This window comes from Agrobacterium sp. LY4 (assembly GCF_001526585.1).
Taxonomy (GTDB): Bacteria; Pseudomonadota; Alphaproteobacteria; order Rhizobiales; family Rhizobiaceae; genus Agrobacterium; species Agrobacterium leguminum.
Genome location: NZ_ASYA01000033.1, coordinates 303,719 through 324,097, shown reverse-complemented (window position 1 = coordinate 324,097; position 20,379 = coordinate 303,719). Strand labels below are relative to the sequence as shown.

The 20,379-nt window shown below is 57.2% G+C and carries 17 protein-coding genes; 14 read left to right on the top strand and 3 right to left on the bottom strand.

Annotated features, from left to right (window positions below; genetic code table 11):
• Positions 1-61 precede the first annotated feature (61 nt).
• The 8 genes from hemE to L904_RS21655 all read left to right on the top strand — a co-directional run bounded on the left by hemE (position 62) and on the right by L904_RS21655 (position 8,810).
• On the top strand, positions 62-1,096 hold the full coding sequence (hemE, locus tag L904_RS21690; RefSeq protein WP_031233759.1) for a uroporphyrinogen decarboxylase: 1,035 nt from the start codon (positions 62-64) through the stop codon (positions 1,094-1,096).
• Positions 1,093-1,638 (top strand): protoporphyrinogen oxidase HemJ, encoded by a 546-nt coding sequence (gene hemJ, locus L904_RS21685; RefSeq protein WP_020809857.1) that lies wholly within the window; start codon positions 1,093-1,095, stop codon positions 1,636-1,638. Before hemE ends, hemJ begins: the two co-directional genes overlap by 4 nt.
• Positions 1,639-1,824: 186 nt before the next feature.
• Entirely contained in the window at positions 1,825-3,090 is a 1,266-nt protein-coding gene (gene rho, locus L904_RS21680; RefSeq protein WP_004444236.1) for a transcription termination factor Rho, read from the top strand.
• An 86-nt stretch (positions 3,091-3,176) separates the two neighbouring features.
• Positions 3,177-4,508 (top strand): tRNA uridine-5-carboxymethylaminomethyl(34) synthesis GTPase MnmE, encoded by a 1,332-nt coding sequence (gene mnmE / locus L904_RS21675; RefSeq protein WP_020809855.1) that lies wholly within the window; start codon positions 3,177-3,179, stop codon positions 4,506-4,508.
• A 63-nt stretch (positions 4,509-4,571) separates the two neighbouring features.
• Positions 4,572-6,455 (top strand): tRNA uridine-5-carboxymethylaminomethyl(34) synthesis enzyme MnmG, encoded by a 1,884-nt coding sequence (gene mnmG / locus L904_RS21670; RefSeq protein WP_020809854.1) that lies wholly within the window; start codon positions 4,572-4,574, stop codon positions 6,453-6,455.
• An 11-nt stretch (positions 6,456-6,466) separates the two neighbouring features.
• Positions 6,467-7,084, top strand: a complete 618-nt coding sequence (gene rsmG / locus L904_RS21665) for a 16S rRNA (guanine(527)-N(7))-methyltransferase RsmG (protein WP_003521143.1) — start codon at positions 6,467-6,469, stop codon at positions 7,082-7,084.
• 19 nt (positions 7,085-7,103) lie between these two features.
• Positions 7,104-7,898: a ParA family protein gene (locus L904_RS21660; protein WP_003521142.1), complete on the top strand. Its 795-nt coding sequence runs from the start codon at positions 7,104-7,106 to the stop codon at positions 7,896-7,898.
• Between the two features lie 30 nt (positions 7,899-7,928).
• Positions 7,929-8,810 carry a ParB/RepB/Spo0J family partition protein gene (locus L904_RS21655; protein WP_003505321.1) on the top strand — a complete coding sequence of 294 codons (882 nt, stop codon included), beginning with the start codon at positions 7,929-7,931 and terminating at the stop codon, positions 8,808-8,810.
• 61 nt (positions 8,811-8,871) lie between these two features.
• On the opposite strand, the gene L904_RS21650 is transcribed toward L904_RS21655, so the two are convergent.
• Positions 8,872-9,084 (bottom strand): DUF1674 domain-containing protein, encoded by a 213-nt coding sequence (locus L904_RS21650; RefSeq protein WP_003520210.1) that lies wholly within the window; start codon positions 9,082-9,084, stop codon positions 8,872-8,874.
• Positions 9,085-9,200: 116 nt separating this feature from the next.
• Here L904_RS21650 and htpX point away from each other — a divergent pair, with 116 nt between their 5' ends.
• From htpX to purH, 4 genes are all read left to right on the top strand, one after another.
• Positions 9,201-10,166 carry a zinc metalloprotease HtpX gene (gene htpX / locus L904_RS21645; RefSeq protein WP_020809853.1) on the top strand — a complete coding sequence of 322 codons (966 nt, stop codon included), beginning with the start codon at positions 9,201-9,203 and terminating at the stop codon, positions 10,164-10,166.
• Positions 10,163-11,548 (top strand): RsmB/NOP family class I SAM-dependent RNA methyltransferase, encoded by a 1,386-nt coding sequence (locus tag L904_RS21640; RefSeq protein WP_031233757.1) that lies wholly within the window; start codon positions 10,163-10,165, stop codon positions 11,546-11,548. The genes htpX and L904_RS21640 overlap by 4 nt, the downstream gene beginning before the upstream one ends.
• A 125-nt stretch (positions 11,549-11,673) precedes the next feature.
• On the top strand, positions 11,674-13,341 hold the full coding sequence (locus tag L904_RS21635; RefSeq protein ID WP_031233755.1) for a heparinase II/III family protein: 1,668 nt from the start codon (positions 11,674-11,676) through the stop codon (positions 13,339-13,341).
• Between the two features lie 152 nt (positions 13,342-13,493).
• Positions 13,494-15,110, top strand: coding sequence for a bifunctional phosphoribosylaminoimidazolecarboxamide formyltransferase/IMP cyclohydrolase (gene purH / locus L904_RS21630; protein ID WP_020809850.1), 1,617 nt, complete (start codon positions 13,494-13,496; stop codon positions 15,108-15,110).
• A gap of 86 nt (positions 15,111-15,196) precedes the next feature.
• Here the strand turns inward: purH and L904_RS21625 are convergent, their stop codons facing one another.
• Positions 15,197-16,729, bottom strand: coding sequence for a UxaA family hydrolase (locus tag L904_RS21625; protein ID WP_020809849.1), 1,533 nt, complete (start codon positions 16,727-16,729; stop codon positions 15,197-15,199).
• Positions 16,730-16,771: 42 nt separating this feature from the next.
• On the bottom strand, positions 16,772-17,464 hold the full coding sequence (locus L904_RS21620) for a FadR/GntR family transcriptional regulator (protein ID WP_020809848.1): 693 nt from the start codon (positions 17,462-17,464) through the stop codon (positions 16,772-16,774).
• A 254-nt stretch (positions 17,465-17,718) separates the two neighbouring features.
• On the opposite strand from L904_RS21620, the gene L904_RS21615 reads away from it, so the two are divergent.
• Both L904_RS21615 and L904_RS21610 read left to right on the top strand, forming a co-directional pair.
• Positions 17,719-19,284: a sugar ABC transporter ATP-binding protein gene (locus tag L904_RS21615; RefSeq protein WP_020809847.1), complete on the top strand. Its 1,566-nt coding sequence runs from the start codon at positions 17,719-17,721 to the stop codon at positions 19,282-19,284.
• Between the two features lie 8 nt (positions 19,285-19,292).
• Positions 19,293-20,315 carry an ABC transporter permease gene (locus L904_RS21610; RefSeq protein WP_003520221.1) on the top strand — a complete coding sequence of 341 codons (1,023 nt, stop codon included), beginning with the start codon at positions 19,293-19,295 and terminating at the stop codon, positions 20,313-20,315.
• Positions 20,316-20,379 lie beyond the last annotated feature (64 nt).

The window sequence follows — 20,379 nt, the reverse complement described above, 5'->3', positions numbered from 1 at the left end:
ACTCTAAGAAATAGAAAATCTTTTAAATCTCTTTGATTTTATTTTTTAGAAGCTGGGTGCCATGAGCGAACGTAAGGTTATGACGGTGTTGAACGGGCAGACGGTCACACCGCCGCCCATATGGCTGATGCGACAGGCTGGGCGTTATCTTCCCGAGTATAGGGAAACGCGAAAGAGCGCCGGCAGTTTCCTCGATCTCTGTTATAATCCCGAACTGGCGACGGAGGTTACTCTCCAACCCATTCGCCGGTTCGGGCTGGATGCCGCCATTCTCTTTTCCGACATTTTGGTGATACCCGACGCGCTTCATCGCAACGTATCTTTCAGCGAAGGAAAAGGTCCGGCCATGGACCCGATCGATGTCAGCGGTATCGAGAAGCTGGATGCAGCAAATGTCATGGCGCATCTTTCTCCCGTTTTCGAAACCGTTTCCCGTCTGCGCACCTCTTTGCCCGATGAAACGACACTTCTCGGTTTTTGCGGCGCGCCGTGGACGGTTGCGACTTATATGATCGCGGGACACGGAACGCCGGATCAGGCCCCGGCGCGGCTGTTCGGTTATCAGGAACCGGTGGCCATGGAAAAGCTGCTGGCTTTCCTCGCCGACGTTTCCGCCGATTATCTGGTGGCGCAGATCGATGCAGGCGCGGATGCGGTTCAAATCTTCGATTCCTGGGCCGGTGTGCTCGGTGAGAAGGAATTTGAGGATTATGCGATAAAACCCGTTGCCCGCACTATCGCATCGGTGCGCGCCCGTCGGCCTTCGGCAAAAATCATCGCCTTCGCCAAGGGGGCTGGTTATCTTCTCAAGGATTATCGTCGCAAGACGGGCGCCGACGCCATTGGGCTCGACTGGTCGGTGCCGCTGAGCTTTGCCAGGGATTTGCAGAAGGAAGGGCCCGTGCAGGGCAATCTCGACCCCATGCTGATGGTGGCGGGCGGCAAGGCTCTGCGAGATGGTATAGATGCGGTGCTGCAGGCTCTTGCACAGGGTCCGCTGATATTCAATCTCGGTCATGGCATCACCCCGCAGGCTGACCCGGAAAACGTCACCCGGCTGGTGCAGCGGGTGCGTTCCGGCGGAGCCGGGGCATGAGCGGCGAAAAACAGACTTCCGTCCGTTCCGGAAACCGGGCGGCTTTGCGCGCCGGCATCGCGCTCGGTGTCTTTGCTGCCTTCGTCGCCCTGTTATTTTATGCCGATCCGGCCGATCTCTATCTCTGGATCAAGGCACTGCATATCATCGCCGTCATTTCCTGGATGGCGGCGATTTTCTATCTGCCGCGTCTCTTCATCTACCACACCGATGCACCCGCCGGTTCGCAGCAGTCCGAAACCTTCAAGGTGATGGAACAGCGGCTGATCAAGGTGATCATGAACCCGGCGATGATGATATCCTGGATATTGGGACTTTATCTCGCCTGGTCGGTTTATGGTTTTTCCGGCGGCTGGCTGCATGCCAAGATCGCGCTGGTGGTGCTTCTGACTGCGACCCACGTTTATTTCACGCGCAGTGCAAAACGTTTCGCTCGGGATGAAAATACGCGGCCTGCCCGTCACTGGCGGTTGATGAACGAGGTTCCGACGGTGCTGATGATCCTCATCGTCATACTTGTGGTTGTGAAACCCTTCGGTTAAGACGGTGCGACGATAAATTTCGCGGAATTCGTGCTTTCCTCTTGCAGCGGCCGTGTTCAATCGCTATTTTCGGGCCACTCATCTTCGTGGCATGTGAATTATTCAGTCATCTGCGGTATCTCCCACAGCATCTGATTCGCGAACACGCCCTCCCCCGACATTACATTATCAAACGGTCTTCTCTTCATGGCTGAAATGAAGCTTCAGGAACTTAAGAGCAAATCGCCTACCGACTTGCTGACTTTTGCCGAATCCCTGGAAGTTGAAAATGCGAGCACCATGCGCAAGCAGGAGCTCATGTTCGCAATCCTCAAGGTTCTCGCGAGCCAGGACATCGAAATCATCGGCGAGGGCGTCGTTGAAGTCCTGCAGGACGGTTTCGGGTTCCTGCGATCCGCAAATGCAAATTATCTGCCCGGTCCGGACGATATCTATATCTCGCCGTCGCAGATCCGCCGCTTCTCGTTGAAGACCGGCGATACCGTTGAAGGCCCGATCCGCGGCCCCAAGGAAGGCGAACGTTATTTCGCGCTTCTCAAGGTCAATACGATCAATTTCGACGATCCGGAAAAGATCCGCCACAAGGTTCACTTCGACAATCTGACGCCGCTTTATCCGAATGAGCGCTTCAAGATGGAACTGGATGTTCCGACCTCGAAGGATTTGTCGTCGCGTGTGATCGATCTCGTCGCGCCGCTCGGCAAGGGTCAGCGCGGATTGATCGTCGCGCCGCCGCGCACCGGTAAGACCGTTCTGTTGCAGAACATCGCCCATTCCATCACGGCAAACCATCCGGAATGCTACCTGATCGTTCTCCTGATCGATGAGCGTCCGGAAGAAGTGACCGACATGCAGCGTTCCGTGAAGGGCGAGGTTGTGTCCTCCACCTTCGACGAACCGGCTGTCCGTCACGTGCAGGTCGCCGAGATGGTGATCGAAAAGGCGAAGCGCCTGGTCGAACACGGCCGCGACGTCGTCATCCTGCTCGATTCCATCACGCGCCTCGGCCGTGCCTACAACACGGTTGTTCCCTCCTCCGGCAAGGTTCTGACGGGTGGTGTGGATGCCAATGCCCTGCAGCGTCCGAAGCGTTTCTTCGGTGCCGCTCGTAATATCGAAGAAGGCGGTTCGCTCACCATTATCGCAACTGCGCTGATCGATACCGGCAGCCGCATGGATGAAGTCATCTTCGAAGAATTCAAGGGTACCGGTAACTCGGAAATCGTGCTCGACCGCAAGGTTGCCGACAAGCGCATCTTCCCGGCACTGGATATTCTGAAATCCGGTACGCGTAAGGAAGACCTGCTGGTGCCGCGTCAGGATCTGCAGAAGATTTTCGTTCTTCGCCGTATTCTCGCGCCGATGGGTACGATGGACGCCATCGAATTCCTGATCGACAAGCTGAAGCAGACCAAGAACAATTCGGATTTCTTCGAATCGATGAATACCTGATCCAAACTTTAGCCGGATTCATCATAAGAGCTTTAAAGCCGTATCCGTTTATTCGGATGCGGCTTGACTGTTTTAGACCGAGGTGAATGATGCCAGCTTCCGCCGATACGATCTATGCGCTTTCCAGCGGTGCCCTGCCGGCGGGTGTGGCTGTTCTCAGGATCAGTGGCTCCAAGGCTTTCGATGCCCTGGAGATGTTGACGGGCCGGGAACTTCCTTCACCACGAAAAGCTACGCTCTGCTCGATTCGGAATCGAAACGACGAGATCATCGACCAGGCGCTGGTAATCGCCTTTCCAGCTCCAAATTCTTTCACGGGTGAGCATTGCGTTGAAATTCATAGCCATGGCAGTCGCGCAGTCCTGGCTTCGATTTTTGCCGAACTGGAAAATCTTGAGGGACTTCGGCCTGCCGATGCCGGTGAATTCTCTCGCAGAGCCTTCGAAAATAGCAAGATGGATCTCCTTGAGGTCGAAGGCCTCGCCGATCTGTTGCAGGCCGAAACCGAAATGCAGCGGCGGTTGGCGGTGGAACAGAGTACTGGCAAATTGTCGGCACTCTATGATGGCTGGGCCAGCCGCCTGACACGCGCTCGCGCTCTGATCGAAGCGGAACTGGATTTCGCCGACGAGGAGGATGTTCCGGATTCCGTGGCGGCTCAGGTTTGGGAAGCCATGGCGATTCTCAAAAAGGAAATCCGCGATCATCTTCGGGGTGGCGAAAGCGGTGAAATCATTCGCGACGGGTTTAAGGTTGCGCTCGTCGGTGAACCGAATGCGGGCAAATCCACTCTTTTGAACGCCCTTAGCGGCCGCGATGTTGCTATCGTTACCGATATTGCCGGCACCACAAGAGATGTTTTGAGCGTTGACATCAATCTGGAAGGATATCTCGTCCGGATATTCGATACGGCAGGAATACGGGAAACACAGGATGTTGTGGAGCTTGAAGGTGTAAGGCGCGCGGTTCTGACGGCGGAAACAGCAGATCTCATTCTACTGCTGCAGGATAATGATTCGTTTCCGAAACAATCTCTCGAATCGTTCAAGAACCAGAGCTATTTGCGGGTTAGAACGAAAACAGCGCTTCATTCCCCCATCTTGGATGATGGATTTGATTTGTCTATCTCAGCCAAGGAAGGAATAGGCTTGAACGAACTGCGTTCGATGCTGAAGCAGGAGATAGAAAAACGCGTCGGCGCCGGCCAAACTTTGGTTCCCGCGCGCGCCAGGCATAAAAAACGACTTGAAGAGACGCTGAACTATGTTAGTGATGCGCTCGATTCCGGGACCCTGGACCTTGCGATAAGGTCGGAATATTTAAGACTCGCGGCGACATCGCTCGGACGGATCACCGGCCGCGTTGATGTGGAAGATTTGCTCGGCGTGATCTTCTCGGAATTCTGCATAGGAAAATGATTCACGTGAAACATCGACGGCCGAGGCGGCGATGTCGATGCTTATAGAACAGGGCGCAAGGATATGCACCAGTCATTCGATGTCATTGTTATTGGCGGTGGCCACGCGGGCAGCGAAGCCGCTGCTGCCGCTGCAAGGCATGGTGCAAAAACCGCCCTTGTTACCCATAAGCGTGAGACGATTGGCGTCATGTCCTGCAATCCTGCCATCGGCGGTCTGGGCAAGGGACACCTCGTTCGCGAGATCGATGCGCTGGATGGTTTGATGGGTCGGGTTGCCGACGCAGCGGGAATCCAGTTCCGCATGCTCAATCGCAAAAAGGGACCGGCCGTCCGTGGTCCGCGCACTCAAGCCGACCGGCGGCTCTACCGCGAAGCCATGCAGCGTGAGATCGATGCGATTGAAAATCTGACGATTATTGAAGGCGATGCTTTCGATATTGAGATGGACGATGATCGCGTCGCAGCCGTTATCATGAAGAACGGTAGCCGGATTCCTTGTGGCGCGGTTGTGCTGACGAGCGGCACCTTCCTGCGCGGTCTCATTCATATCGGCTCCGAAAAGATTCCGGCGGGACGCGTGGGAGAAATGCCGTCTGTTGGCCTCTCGGACACGCTCTCGCGGCTGGGTCTCGTTATGGGTCGCCTGAAAACGGGCACCCCTGCCCGACTGGACGGACGCACGATTGACTGGAATGCGGTGGATCGACAAGCTGCCGATGAGGATCCTGTCCCCTTTTCTTTCATGACGGATCGTATTCTCAATCCGCAAATAGAATGTGGCGTAACTCGCACCACTCCGGCTGGCCACAAGATCATTCAGGACAATATTCATCTGTCGGCGATGTATTCGGGACAGATCGAAGGGGTCGGTCCGCGTTATTGCCCGTCGATTGAGGATAAAATTACCCGTTTCGGTGAACGGGACGGTCATCAGATATTCCTCGAGCCGGAAGGTCTCGACGATCACACTATTTATCCAAACGGTATATCGACGTCCCTTCCCGCTTCCGTTCAGGAGCAATTTATCCGAACGATACCGGGCCTTGAACAGGTGACGATCCTGCAGCCGGGTTACGCGATCGAATATGACTATGTCGATCCGCGCGAGCTGAAGCCGTCGCTGGAATGCCGCAAGATTCCGGGATTGTTTTTGGCCGGCCAGATCAATGGCACGACCGGTTATGAAGAAGCGGGCGCTCAGGGTCTCGTTGCTGGATTGAATGCCTCCCTTTATGCGGGCAATGCCGATCCGGTCTATTTTAGCCGAACCGAGTCTTATATCGGCGTCATGATTGATGACCTGACGTCGAAAGGTGTCAGCGAACCCTACCGCATGTTTACATCCAGAGCGGAGTATCGTCTTTCGCTGCGCGTGGACAATGCGGATTTGCGGCTTACACCAGTCGGTCAGATGGCTGGCATTGTCGGCCGCGCGCGGCAGGAACGCTTCGCAAATTTCATTTCCGATCTGGATCGCGGTCGTGAGCTGATGAGGGCGATTTCCATCAGCCCATCCCAGGCGGCGAAGCAGGGGTTGAAACTTAATCAGGACGGTCAACGCCGGTCCGTTTATGAATTGCTGGCCTATCCGGATATGACTCTCGAGGTTCTTACCGAACATTGGCCGGAATTGGGCGCCCTTGACGGAAAAGTTGCCGAGGTCTTGCAGATCGAGGCGAGTTATGCGGTCTATATGCAGAGGCAGAGCGCTGATATCGTCGATATCAAGCGGGACGAAGACAGAAAAATCCCGGATGGCTTTGATTTTAAGAGTCTGTCAGGCCTCTCCAACGAGCTTAAACAAAAGCTGGAAAAGGCCCGTCCTGAGAATATTGCCCAGGCCGCTCGTGTTGACGGCATGACACCGGCTGCGATATCGCTGCTGCTCGCACTTCTGCGGAAGGATTCCGCAACGCGAAGTGAAAAATTACGCATGCACCAATAGCGAGTCGGATTATGAAGATAAACGGCCAGAGTGTTTCACGTGAAACACAGGAAAGGCTCGAACATTTTGTCGAGCTTTTTAAGAAGTGGAACAGAACCACAAATCTGGTAGCGCCTTCCACTCTCGCCGAGCTCTGGAACCGGCATGTGGCCGACAGTGCGCAAATATTCCAGCTCTCCCCTCAGCCAAAAAAGTGGATTGATCTTGGAAGCGGTGGCGGATTCCCCGGTGTCGTCACCGCGATTTTTCTGGCGGAGCTTGGCGACGGTTGGGTTGATCTGGTCGAAAGCAATAATAAAAAGGCGGCATTCTTGCGAATTGCACTGAAGGAAACCGGTGCAAGAGGTGCAGTCCACCCCGTCAGGATCGAAACAGCACCGGAAATCATTAAAAATTGCGACGCTGTTTCAGCGCGCGCGCTCGCCGAACTGGATCTGCTTTTCGATTATATTCATCCTTGGGCGCAGAATAACCCGAATCTCAAGGCCTATTTTAATAAAGGCCGGGATTATGATTCTGAAGTGCAGAAAGCACATGGTCGCTGGGAGTTTGATCTGGTAAAACATCAGAGTGCCATTGAGGCAGATTCTGTTGTTCTTGAAATCAGCAACCTCGCTTTGAGGCGCTGATGAGCTGGCCAGGTGCGGCATGACTTTGGAAAAAAACCGGATTATCGCAGTTGCAAACCAGAAAGGCGGCGTTGGTAAAACAACAACCGCCATCAATCTGGCTACCGCGCTGGCGGCTATTGGTGAGCGCGTGCTGATTGTGGATCTGGACCCGCAGGGTAATGCGAGTACCGGACTTGGAATCGACCGCAAGGAGCGCAAGCTTTCGTCCTATGATCTTCTGGTGGGAGATCATGGGGTAGCGGAAGTTGCTGTTCCCACCGCCGTTCCCAATCTCGACATCGTCCCCTCCACGATGGATTTGCTCGGTTTCGAAATGCAGGTCGCGAATGTTTCCAACCGCGTTTTTCTGCTGCGTGCGGCCATGGAGACGCAGGAAGCCAGAGGTTACTCCTATATTCTCGTCGACTGCCCTCCTTCTTTCAATCTTTTGACCATGAATGCCATGACGGCCGCACATTCCGTGCTCGTGCCGCTGCAATGCGAGTTCTTTGCACTGGAGGGCCTTAGCCAGTTGCTGGATACGGTCAGTCAGATTCGTGGATCGGTGAACCCGCAGCTCGATATACAGGGCATCGTTCTTACGATGTTCGATGCGCGAAATAATCTTGCACAGCAGGTTGTTTCCGACGTGCGCACGCATCTGGGCGAAAAGGTTTACCACACGCTCATTCCACGCAATGTGCGTGTTTCCGAAGCGCCGTCCTATGGTAAACCGGCAATTCTCTATGATCTGAAATGTGCCGGCAGCCAGGCCTATCTGCAACTGGCGTCCGAAGTGATTCAGAGAGAGCGTCTGCGCAAAGCCGCCTGACGTTTGCCGGAATGTATGGAGTAATATCTTATGAGTGATGATCTTTCCAAGCGTCGGCTGGGGCGCGGTCTTGCCGCATTGATCGGAGAAATGGACCAGCCTGTGCCGGTGGGTGAGCCCCAGCGCGCTGTTAACGCCGATCGTACCATCCCCATCGAATTCATCGCTCGCAGCCAGAGAAACCCGCGGCGTCATTTCGATGAGAATGAGCTGCAGGATCTTGCCGCCTCCATTCGTCAGCATGGAATTGTTCAGCCTGTAGTTGTAAGAACGGTTGGAGTCAACCGATACGAGATTATTGCGGGTGAAAGACGCTGGCGTGCGGCGCAGCTGGCGGGCTTTACCGATGTTCCCGTCATCGTTCGCGATGTGGATGACCGCACGGCGCTGGAACTGGCAATTGTCGAAAACGTACAGCGTTCCGACCTCAATCCGCTTGAAGAAGCGATGGGGTATGAGCAGCTGATCGCCGAACACGGCTATACGCAGAATGATCTCGGCGAAATCATCGGCAAAAGCCGAAGCCACGTTGCCAACAGCCTGCGGCTTTTGAAGCTTCCCGATCCGGTACGGGATATGCTGGCGGATGGTTCGCTCTCCGCAGGTCATGCCCGCGCGCTTGTTTCCACTTCCGATCCGGCGACGCTCGCGAAAACAATCGTATCCAAGGGACTTTCGGTCCGTGATGCCGAGCGCCTGGCGCAGAACGATATCAAATCGCAGGGCGATGTCGCGGAGAAGCGACCTGCGGCGGAAAAGGATTCCGATACGATCGCGCTCGAACGCAGCCTGTCCGATGCTCTCGGGCTGGATGTGAAGATCAGCCACAAGGGCGGATCGGGGCAAATCCGTATTGGTTATCGGACACTGGAACAGCTTGAAGCGGTATGCCGGCTTCTGGAGCAGAAATAAGTAACTATTTGTTTTAAAATATAAAATACCCGCCAAAGGCGGGTATTTTTATTTATGGCGCTCAAAAATCGATGGCCCGGCCTTTTATTTCGTAGTCGCCGAAACGCACGGGTTCCGCGCCGCCGCGGCCGCCGGTTTCCGGCGGCAGCTGGAGATCGGCCTGTTGCTTGCGCCGTTCTTCCGCTTCTTTCAACGCTCGCTGCGCCGCCGGCGAAAGTCGCTTTACACTTTCCGCGCCACTGTCTGTGGCGTTGTCATTATCCGCATTCTGCATGAAATCCTCCCTATGACGGGATATTGAAATACGTTTGCCGCTTACCAGATTATATAATCCGAGGGGCTTTATAAACCCCGGAATATTCCTGGTGAGTGACAAGGAGAGTTTAACGGATGAACATGATGCGCACGGCAATGCTTCTGGCCTTCATGACCGCATTGTTCATGGGTGTCGGTTTTCTGATCGGCGGCAAGGGCGGTATGATGATCGCCCTGGTCATCGCAGCCGGTATGAATATTTTTTCCTACTGGAACTCTGACAAGATGGTTCTCTCCGCCTATCATGCGCGGGAGGTCGACGAGGCGAATGCGCCCGAATTTTTTCACATGATCCGCGACCTGTCGCAGAATGCCGGTCTGCCGATGCCGAAGGTCTATATTTACGATAGCCCGCAACCCAATGCCTTCGCGACCGGGCGGAATCCGCAGAACGCCGCTGTTGCCGCTTCGACAGGCCTGCTGGAGCGTCTGACGCCCGAGGAAGTGGCCGGTGTCATGGCGCATGAGCTTGCGCATGTGCAGAACCGGGATACTTTGACCATGACAATCACCGCCACGCTGGCGGGCGCCATCTCGATGCTCGGCAATTTTGCCTTCTTCTTTGGCGGCAACCGGGAGAACAACAATAACCCGCTCGGCTTTATCGGCGTGCTGGTCGCGATGATCGTGGCGCCACTGGCAGCGATGCTGGTGCAGATGGCGATCAGTCGTACGCGGGAATACTCCGCCGACCGGCGCGGCGCGGAAATCTGCGGCAACCCGCTCTGGCTTGCTTCCGCCTTGCAGAAGATTTCGGGCATGGCGCAGCGCATTCACAATGACGATGCCGAGCGTAACCCGGCAACGGCGCATATGTTCATCATCAATCCGCTTTCCGGTGAGCGCATGGACAATCTCTTCTCCACGCATCCGAATACGGAAAACCGCGTGGCGGCGCTGCACGCCATGGCGCAGGAGTTTTCCCCGCGAGGATCGACGCCGCCGCCATCGGGTGATAGACCTCTGCGCAAATCAGGCTCCGTTCCCAAAACAGGCTGGGGACGAGGCAATGAAAACGAGCGCAAGGGGCCGTGGTCTTGACATCCGATATTCAGAATAAGCCGGCGCGGTCCAGAAAACCGAGACCGGCAAATGGGAGGGGCCGTGAAGACGGCCCTTCGTCTTTCCAGGACAAGCCGGGTCTCGCCGCGCGCATCGCCGCCACCCGCATTCTCGCCGCCGTTCTGGAAAAGAAGACCTCGCTGGATGGGATGCTCGATAGCGAAAACGGCAATCCCGTCTATCGAGCCCTGTCGCTTGCGGACCGGGCGCTGGTGAGAGCCATCGTCAACAGCGCGCTTCGCCACCTCCCCCGGATTGAAGCGGCATTGTCGATGCTGCTTGATGGGCCGTTGCCGCAGGGCGCGCGTTCGCTGCATCACGTTCTTGTCGTCGGTGCGGCGCAGATGCTTTACCTCGATGTACCGGATCATTCCGCTGTCGATCTCGCCGTGGAGCAGGCTCACCGCGATCCGCGCAACCGGCGTTTCGTCAAACTGGTGAACGCCGTTCTCCGACGGCTCGGTCGTGAAAAAGCGGATATCGAAAAGGCCGTCGCCGGCGTTCCGGTATTGCCGGATTGGTTCCATGCGCGGCTTGTTTCCGCTTACGGCAATGAGGTTGCGCAAAGGATTTCGGAGGCGCAGCTGACACCCTCCTCAATTGATCTGACGATCAAGGCTGATCCCGCTCTCTGGGCGGAAAAACTGGGCGGTACGCTCATGCCGAATGGCAGCGTGCGTCTGGGTGAATTCGAGGGGCAGATCCCATCGCTCGAAGGCTTCGCCGAGGGTGCATGGTGGGTGCAGGATCTCGCCGCCAGCATGCCGGTTCGGCTTATGGGCGACATCGCGGGCAAACGTGTCGCAGATCTCTGTGCTGCTCCTGGCGGCAAGACGGCGCAGCTTGCGCTGGCGGGCGCCAGGGTGACGGCGCTGGATCAGTCCGGTAACCGTCTTCGTCGCCTCAGGGAAAATCTCGACCGGCTTGGTCTCCGTGCCGAAACGGTGGAGGCCAATATGCTGAAGTACCAGCCGGAGCAGCTTTTTGACGCGGTCCTCCTCGATGCGCCCTGTTCTTCCACCGGGACACTTCGCAAACATCCCGATGTCTGCTGGACCAAGGATGAGAACGACATTGCCAAACTCGCTGCCCTTCAGGGCCAGATGCTGCGGCATGCGCTGACCCTTGTTGGCCCGGGCGGTCTCGTGGTCTTCTCCAATTGCTCGCTCGATCCTTCCGAAGGAGAAGCGATGATTGCTGAGGTTCTGGCGGAAAATCCGGGTGTGGAGCGTGTTGCCGTCCGCCGCGAGGATTGGCCCGGAATGGAAGCGGCCATCAGCCCCAATGGCGATCTTCGCACGACACCGGACATGTTCGGCGGTGTCGATGGGTTTTTTAGCAGTGTCTTGCGTAAGAAGTAGAAAAAAGCCAAGCTTTCGCGAATCATTAGATATTTATCGAAAACGTTCCGGTCGTCGCGGTTCACTGATAAAAACAAAACATGTGAAACGGGAAACACAGCTTGTTAGGGTCCTTTGCAGGCAGCATGAATGCCGCCGGTCTTCTGTCGCGGATGGCGTATCGTCATCTGTGTGTCGGCCTCACCCCTTTGCGCCTGCATATGTCGCGATTTGCCACTCGTGCGCCGGACGGTCTGGTGGCGGCGCCGACCGATCTCAGAGCCATCGATCCCTATTTCGCCGAGGAACTGTTGCGAGGCCGCATCGCGCTGGCCGGGCGTGTCGTCGAAACCGGCGGAGCTTCGCCATTTCAGGTGGAATATCCCTCGGCGGTCTTTGAAGAACGGCTGCATGCATTCAGTTGGCTGCGGCATATTCGCTCCGATAAATCGAGCGAGGCCTGCAAACGGGCGCGCCGCATCGTTGCGGAATGGATGGTGCTTCATGGCAAACGGCTTGCAGGCACTGCCTGGTCGCCGGAAATCGCCGCGCAAAGGCTGATTGCCTGGCTTTCGCACTCTCCCGTGGTTTTATACGAGGCCGATGCCGGCTTTTATCGACGGTTCCTGAAAAGCCTCGCCTTTCATGTGCGTTATCTCGAAAGAATCGTCCGACACGCGCCCGATGGCGAAGCGCGGCTGAGGATCAGGATTGCCTTGGCCATGGCTTCCATCGCCATGCCAACGCGCCTTTCGCGGATCACGCGGAATGGAATGAAGCTGGCTCAGGAAATGGAACGCCAGATTCTGCCCGATGGCGGGCATGTTTCCCGCAATCCACGCGTCACGCTGGACCTGCTGCTCGATCTCCTGCCGCTTCGGCAAAGTTATATCAATCTCGGCCATGATCTGCCCTCCGGCCTGGTACCGGCCATAGACCGCATGTTCCCGGCGATCCGGTTCTTCCGGCATCAGGGCGGCGATCTCGCGCTGTTCAACGGCGCCACGGCGACGCTCGCCAATGAGCTTGTTTCCGTGCTGCGCTATGACGAAACGGCCGGCCGGCCCTCCAAGGTCCTGCCGGACGTGAACTATCACCGGCTTGCGACGGACGATACGGTCATCATCGTGGATACGGGCTATCCCGGCTCGGCGGAGCTTTCACGCAATGCCCATTCGGGTTGCCTGTCTTTCGAAATGTCCTGCGGCAAGAACCGCTTCATCGTCAATTCCGGCTTTCCGCGCAACGCCGCGCCGGAATATCAGCGGGCCAGCCGGTCCACGGCGGCGCATTCCACCGTCACGCTTGCGGATACATCTTCCTGCAGACTGTCGCGCTCGCGGCTGCTTGGTCCGATCATGGTATCAGGCGTCAGCCACGTCGACAGCCGGCGTGGAACGGATGCAAACGGCAATGACGTTCTCTGGGCGTCTCACGACGGTTATTTGCAGAATTTCGGCTGCTACCATGAGCGGGAAATAGAATTGAATGCGGCCGGTACCAAGATAAAGGGCCGGGATCTGCTTCGGGCCGATGCGAGTGCGGCGAAAACGCAATTGCAGTCGGTCACGGCGGTTTCGCGTTTCCATATTCATCCCCACATTCAGATACACCAGCGGGATGAGGAGTCTGCCTATCTGGAGGCAGCGGATGGAACCGTCTGGCTGTTGTCTGCACCCGGACTGGAGCTTTTCGTCACCGAGGATGTCTTCATGGCCGATGCATCCGGTATGCGCCCGTCGCAGCAGATCGAGCTCCCCTTCAATCTCGCAAATACGCGGGAAATCCGCTGGCTCATCGAACGCCAGGCCTAGACAATTTCCGGCGATGCCGGTCAAAAACCACCATAGTTTTCACCGTTCGGCATCCCCGCTGTTTATTAATCCGGTAAGCTGTGTTAACGCGGCGGCAATTGCTGGATCAATCCCATTCCAGCCTGTCCTCCCCGTTAAACGGAGTATGCCTGATGGCCGTCGTGTCCAAGAAAATCCCCGCCCCCGATAAGGTCAAAATCCGCACGGCGCTTCTTTCCGTGTCCGACAAGACTGATATTATCGAGCTGGCGACGGTTCTGTCGAAGCTTGGCGTCAAGCTCCTGTCGACCGGTGGAACGGCGAAAACCATTGCCGAAGCAGGCCTGCCTGTGACGGATGTCTCCGACGTAACGAATTTTCCCGAGATCATGGACGGCCGCGTCAAGACACTGCATCCCAATGTCCATGGCGGGCTCCTTGCCATCCGGGACGATGCGGAGCATGTCGAGGCGATGAAGGCGCACGGCATCGAGGCAATCGATCTCTCGGTCATCAATCTCTATCCTTTCGAAGAAGTTCGCGCCAAGGGCGGCGATTATCCGACGACGGTGGAAAACATCGATATTGGCGGCCCGGCGATGATCCGCGCTTCCGCCAAGAACCACGCCTATGTCACGGTGGTTACCGACCCGTCTGACTACCCCGATCTGGTTGAGGCCCTGCAGGCCGATGACGGCCAGACGTCCTATGCGCTGCGCCAGCGTTTTGCCGCCAAGGCCTATGCCCGCACCGCCGCCTATGATGCGGTGATTTCCAACTGGTTTGCCGAGGCGCTTGCAATCGAAACGCCGGATTACCGCGCCATCGGCGGCGTGCTGAAGGAAAAGATGCGATATGGCGAAAACCCGCACCAGAGCGCTGGTTTTTACCTCACCGGCGAAAAGCGTCCTGGTGTCGCAACCGCGACGCTGCTCCAGGGCAAGCAGCTTTCCTATAACAACATCAATGACACCGATGCAGCTTACGAGCTCGTTGCGGAATTCCTGCCGGAAAACGCGCCGGCAGTCGCTATCATCAAGCATGCCAATCCCTGCGGCGTAGCGACAGGTCCGACACTTGCCGAAGCTTACCGGCGGGCGCTGGCATGCGATTCCGTTTCCGCTTTTGGTGGCGTGATTGCCCTGAACCGCACGCTCGATGCGGAAACGGCGGAAGAAATCGTCAAGCTCTTCACCGAAGTCATCATCGCGCCTGATGTCACCGAAGAAGCCAAGTCCATCATTGCCCGCAAGCCGAACCTGCGCCTTCTGGCCGCTGGCGGCCTGCCTGATCCGCGCGCGGCCGGTATTACCGCAAAGACCGTCTCGGGCGGCCTGCTGGTGCAGAGCCGCGACAATGGCATGGTCGAGGATCTGGACCTCAAGGTCGTCACCAAGCGTGCGCCGACGTCGCAGGAACTTGAAGACATGAAGTTTGCCTTCAAGATCGCCAAGCATGTGAAGTCCAATGCCGTCATTTACGCCAAGGACGGGCAGACCGCGGGTATTGGCGCAGGTCAGATGAGCCGTGTGGATTCGGCCCGTATCGCTGCCCAGAAGGCGGAAGATGCCGCCAAGGCTCTTGGCCTTGCCGAACCGTTGACGCGCGGCTCCGCCGTCGCCTCGGAAGCATTTTATCCCTTTGCCGACGGTTTGCTCGCCGCGATTGCCGCAGGTGCCACCGCCGTCATCCAGCCGGGCGGCTCCATGCGCGATCAGGAAGTGATCGACGCCGCGAATGAGCATAATGTGGCGATGGTCTTTACCGGCATGCGCCACTTCCGCCACTAAGCGCGGAAATAGGCAGAAATGACAAAGGCCCGGAAATCACTTTCCGGGCCTTTTGTTTCACGTGGGACAGTCTTGGTGCGGCAGGTTCAGGTCACGGCCCCAACCTGCCACGGCACAAATTCATTGTCGCCGTAGTCGTAGATCTCGCTGACGGTCTTGTCGCCGGAAGCCACCGCCAGAATATGTTCGAAAATTCGTTTGCCGGATTCTTCAATGGTTTCAGCGCCGGTGACGATCTCGCCGCAATTGATATCCATGTCTTCCTTCATGTGTTCATACATTTCGGAATTGGTGGCGATCTTGATGCAAGGTGACGGCTTGAAGCCCGAAACCGAGCCGCGGCCGGTGGTGAAACAGATGACGTTGCAGCCGCCGGCGACCTGTCCGGTGACGGCAACGGGGTCATAGCCGGGCGTATCCATGAAGACGAAACCCTGTTCCGTCACGGTTTCGGCGAACTCATAAACCGCCTTCAGCGGCATGGAGCCGCCCTTGGCGACCGCGCCCAGCGATTTTTCCAGAATGGTGGTCAGGCCGCCAAGCTTGTTGCCGTGGGAGGGGTTGTTATTGAGTTCGTCGCCATTACGGGCGGTATAATCACGCCACCAGTCGATACGCTGTAGCAGCTTTTCGGCGACGGCAGGGGTGACGGCGCGCTTCGTCAGGAGGTGTTCAGCGCCGTAAATCTCCGGCGTCTCCGAGAGGACCGTGGTTCCACCGTTGCGGACGATGAGGTCGGAGGCATAACCCAGAGCCGGGTTGGCGGAAATGCCGGAATAACCATCCGAACCGCCGCATTCCAGCGCCACCTTCAGCTTGGAAAGCGGTTGCTCCGTGCGGCGGGCGGCATTGACCATCGGCAGCATGGCCTTGATCTCGGCAATCGCCGCATCGATCGTCTTGCGGGTGCCGCCATGCTGCTGGATCGTCATGGTGCGCAGCCGCTCTCCTTCTTCCATCTTGTAATGTTCGAGAATGGGCGCGATCTGGTTGGTCTCGCAACCGAGGCCGATCAGCAGAATGCCGCCGAAATTCGGATGGCGGGCATAGCCCTGAATTGTGCGGATCAGCAGGCGGTAACCTTCCGATTTCGTATTCAGCGCACAGCCGCCGCCATGGGTCAGCGCCACGACGCCATCAACATTGTCGAAACCATCAAGGCCACCCTGCTTGTTGAAATAATCCGCGATGTAACGCGAAACCGTGGCGGAACAGTTCACCGAAGCGATGACGCCGATATAGTTTCGTGTTCCGACGCCACCAAGGCCGCGGTCATAACCCCTGAACGTCCGGCGTTCGGCTTCCGGCACCATGCCCTTTTCTTCGATATCAACGCTGAACTGATGCGCGTGTTCGGAAGGCACCATGGCGAGATTGTGCAGGTGCACGTGCCGGCCGGGTTCGATATCCTGGGTCGCTATACCGATGACCTGTCCGTATTTCAGCACCTCATCGCCCGATTTGATGAATTTGAGGGCCACCTTGTGCCCGCGCCCGATCAGTTCGAGCGCTGCCAGATCGCCCCTGCCCGTCGCGCCGCCGGCCGGAATGGACCGACGCGCCACCGCGACATTGTCGTTGGCGTTCAGCAAAATGGTTGCCTCGGAATTCTCACTCACGGGTTTTCCTCCTCCCGGTATATTGCCTGCTATGTTTCTAGATCAGTTTTCGACCCAGCGTCTCTTCGAACCTTCCAGATGGGTATGCATGGCGGCCTGCGCCAGCAGCGGGTCTTTCAGTTCAAGCGCCGCCAGAATGGCCTCGTGTTCCTGAAGCGCGTGGGTCCAGGTATCGCGGTCTTCGAATTTCACGCGAAGCTGGGCCGAAATGGGGCTGTGGCGCTCATCGAAGAGGTTCGCCACCATTCGCGCCAAAACGCTGTTACCGGATTGCTCGGCTATGGTGACGTGAAACAGCCGATCCTGATCCAGAGGCTTGCGGCCGGCCTCTATTTCCCGCTGCATGGTATTGAGTATCTGGCGGAGGGTCGCGATTGTCTCATCGGTCATCCGGCTTGCCGCCAGCACAATGGTCGCCCCCTCCAGCGCGGCGCGCGCTTGCATCAGTTCGGAGGGGCTGTCACCCAGCGATTTGGTATGGTGGGTCGTCTGCAACGCTTCCGCCGACACATAAACCCCGGAACCCATGCGAATTTCGACGGTGTTGTCGATTTCAAGCGCAATCAGCGCCTCGCGCAAGGAAGGCCTCGATACACCGAGCTTCTGTGCCAGTTCGCGTTCGGCGGGAAGCCGCGTGCCGGGCAGGAATTCACCCATATCGATGAGTTCGCGTATCTGGTCCGCAATTTGCTGATAAAGCCTGCGCGGTTCCGCTATTTTGGCCTGACCACTCATGTGTTTTTCGACGAGTCCTGTCTGCAATCCGTATTTGGCCTTACCGTAACGCCAAGTGTTTCAATACGCAAGGAATTACTTAAATATATGAAATTACGTATTTATTTTCAGTTATCGTTTTATATATTGCTTCCGTTTTGAATACGGCTTCGCAAATTTTGGCCTAATTGGCTTGACCATTCTGAAAAACCGGCCTAACCATTTGGCCTGTTCATGACCCCGGTGGAGCGGGGATACGGGTGGGAGGTTTCCAGATGTCGCAGGGCGCATCGACAATTCGGGGCGATTTTTCGCCTGAACAGATGGCGCATGGACAGCATGCGGTGCTCCTGCGCCTCGATAACATCAGCAAGGAATTTCCCGGCGTAAAAGCACTGTCGAACGTGCATTTCGATCTGCGCGCCGGCGAGGTACATGCCGTCTGCGGTGAGAATGGCGCGGGAAAATCGACGCTGATGAAGATCGTCAGCGGCGTCTATCAGCCGAGCGACGGCACCATCCTTCACAAAGGTGTGAAGGTGCAATATGTATCGCCGCTGGAATCCGAAGCCGCCGGCATCGCCATCATCCACCAGGAACTCAACCTCGTTCCGCATCTTTCCGTTGCCGAAAACATCTATCTTGCGCGCGAACCGCGTCGCGGTTTCCTCGTCGACCGCAAGAAGCTGCGTCTCGATGCCAAGCGCTGTCTCGACCGGCTGGGTGTCGATATCGACCCCGACCAGATCGTCCGCGGCCTTTCGGTCGCCCAGTGTCAGATGGTGGAAATCGCCAAGGCGCTTTCTCTTGACGCTGAAGTGCTCATCATGGATGAGCCGACCTCTTCGCTGACCGAGCAGGAGACCCGGCTCCTGTTCAAGGTCATTCGCGATCTCAAGGCATCCGGTGTCGGGATCGTTTATATTTCCCACCGTCTCGATGAAATGGCCGAAATCGTCGACCGTGTGACGGTTCTGCGCGACGGACGCTATATTTCGACCGACGATTTCGCTTCGATCACCGTTGACGACATCGTCACGCGCATGGTCGGGCGTTCGCTGGAAGACAAATTCCCCGAGCGCACATCGCGCCCCACGGAAGATGTTATTTTTTCCGTCGAGGGCCTGACACGCAGCGGCGTGTTCCACGACGTCGGTTTTTCGCTGCGACGTGGTGAAATCCTCGGTTTTGCCGGGCTGATGGGTGCCGGCCGCACCGAAGTCGCCCGGGCGATCTTCGGCGCCGATCCGCTCGATGCGGGCAGGATCGTTTTCAACGGGCGCGAACTTTCGATCAGCTCGCCGCAGGACGCCATCGAAGAAGGCATCGCCTATCTCTCGGAAGACCGCAAAAGCGATGGTCTCGCCATCAAGATGTCGGTAGCGGCCAATACGACGCTTGCCAATCTCGGCGAGGTTTCCAACCGTTTCGGCCTGATCGATTTCAAGAAACATGACGATGTGGCAAAGCGCTACGTCGATCTCCTGAATATTCGTACTCCCTCGATCGGGCAGACGGTGAGGCTGCTTTCCGGCGGCAATCAGCAGAAAATCATCATCGGCAAATGGTTGTTCCGGCAATCTCGCGTGCTGTTCTTCGACGAGCCGACACGCGGCATCGATGTCGGCGCGAAATTCGCGATCTACAAGATCATGGACGAGCTCGCCGCGCAGGGTATCGGCGTCATTCTCATCAGTTCGGAACTGCCGGAAATTCTGGGGCTGACGGATCGTATCGCCGTTTTCCACCAGGGCCGGATTACGGGCGTGCTCGAAACCGCCAATACCAATCAGGAAGAAATCATGCGGTATGCGTCCGGTTACGGCCGGACCGCGCAGTGAGGAACGACATGGCCAATATTGCAGAAACCAAGAAGAGCTTCGCAGTCAGCGATCGCCAGAAGGATATTATCCAGAAGTTTGCGGCGCTAGGCAGCCTCTTTGCGCTTGTCGCGGTCTTTTCCGCCACCAGCAGCGCCTTCTTCACCGTCAATAACGGCATGACGATTGCGTTGCAGGTCACGTCCATCGCGCTGCTCGGCATCGGGGCTACCTGTGTCATCATCACCGGTGGCATCGATCTTTCCGTCGGTTCGGTGCTTGCGCTTGCCGGTGTCGTCGCCGCCCTTGCGGTGAAGGAACTCGGCATGCCGGTGCCGGTCGGCATGTTGCTCGGTATTCTGACGGGGTCGCTCTGCGGTCTCATCAACGGTCTTCTGGTCACCCGTTTCAAGCTGCCGCCCTTCATCGCCACCCTTGGCATGATGTTGATCGCCCGTGGCGTGGCGCTGCAGATCACCGGTGCGCGCGCCGTCTCCGGCCTCGGCGAATCTTTCGGCGAACTCGGCAATGGCGCTCTCTTCCGCATCGTCACTATCGGTGACGACGGCTTTCCGAATGTGGTGTTCCCCGGCATCCCCTACCCCGTCATACTGATGGTGGTGATTGCGCTTGCGGTTTCCTTCATGCTCAACCGCTCGATCCTCGGCCGTCACATTTACGCTGTCGGTTCCAACGCCGAAGCCGCGCGCCTTTCCGGCGTCAATGTCGCCCGCGTTACCAATTTCACCTACATCCTGTCCGGCACGCTCGCCGGGCTGACGGGCTGCGTGCTGATGTCGCGCCTCGTCACCGCCCAGCCGAATGAGGGCGTGATGTATGAGCTGGACGCAATCGCCAGCGCGGTCATCGGCGGCACATCGCTGATCGGCGGCGTCGGCACGATTTCCGGCACGGCCATCGGCGCCTTCGTCATCGGCATCCTGCGCAACGGTCTCAACATGAACGGCGTCTCCGCCTTCACGCAACAGATCATCATCGGCCTCGTCATTCTGGTCACCGTCTGGATCGACCAGTTGCGCAACCGCCGCTGATCAAGGGCCTGCGGACCCTTTCCGCAAAAAAGATCGGCAAGGGGAGGCCCGGTATGCCGACATC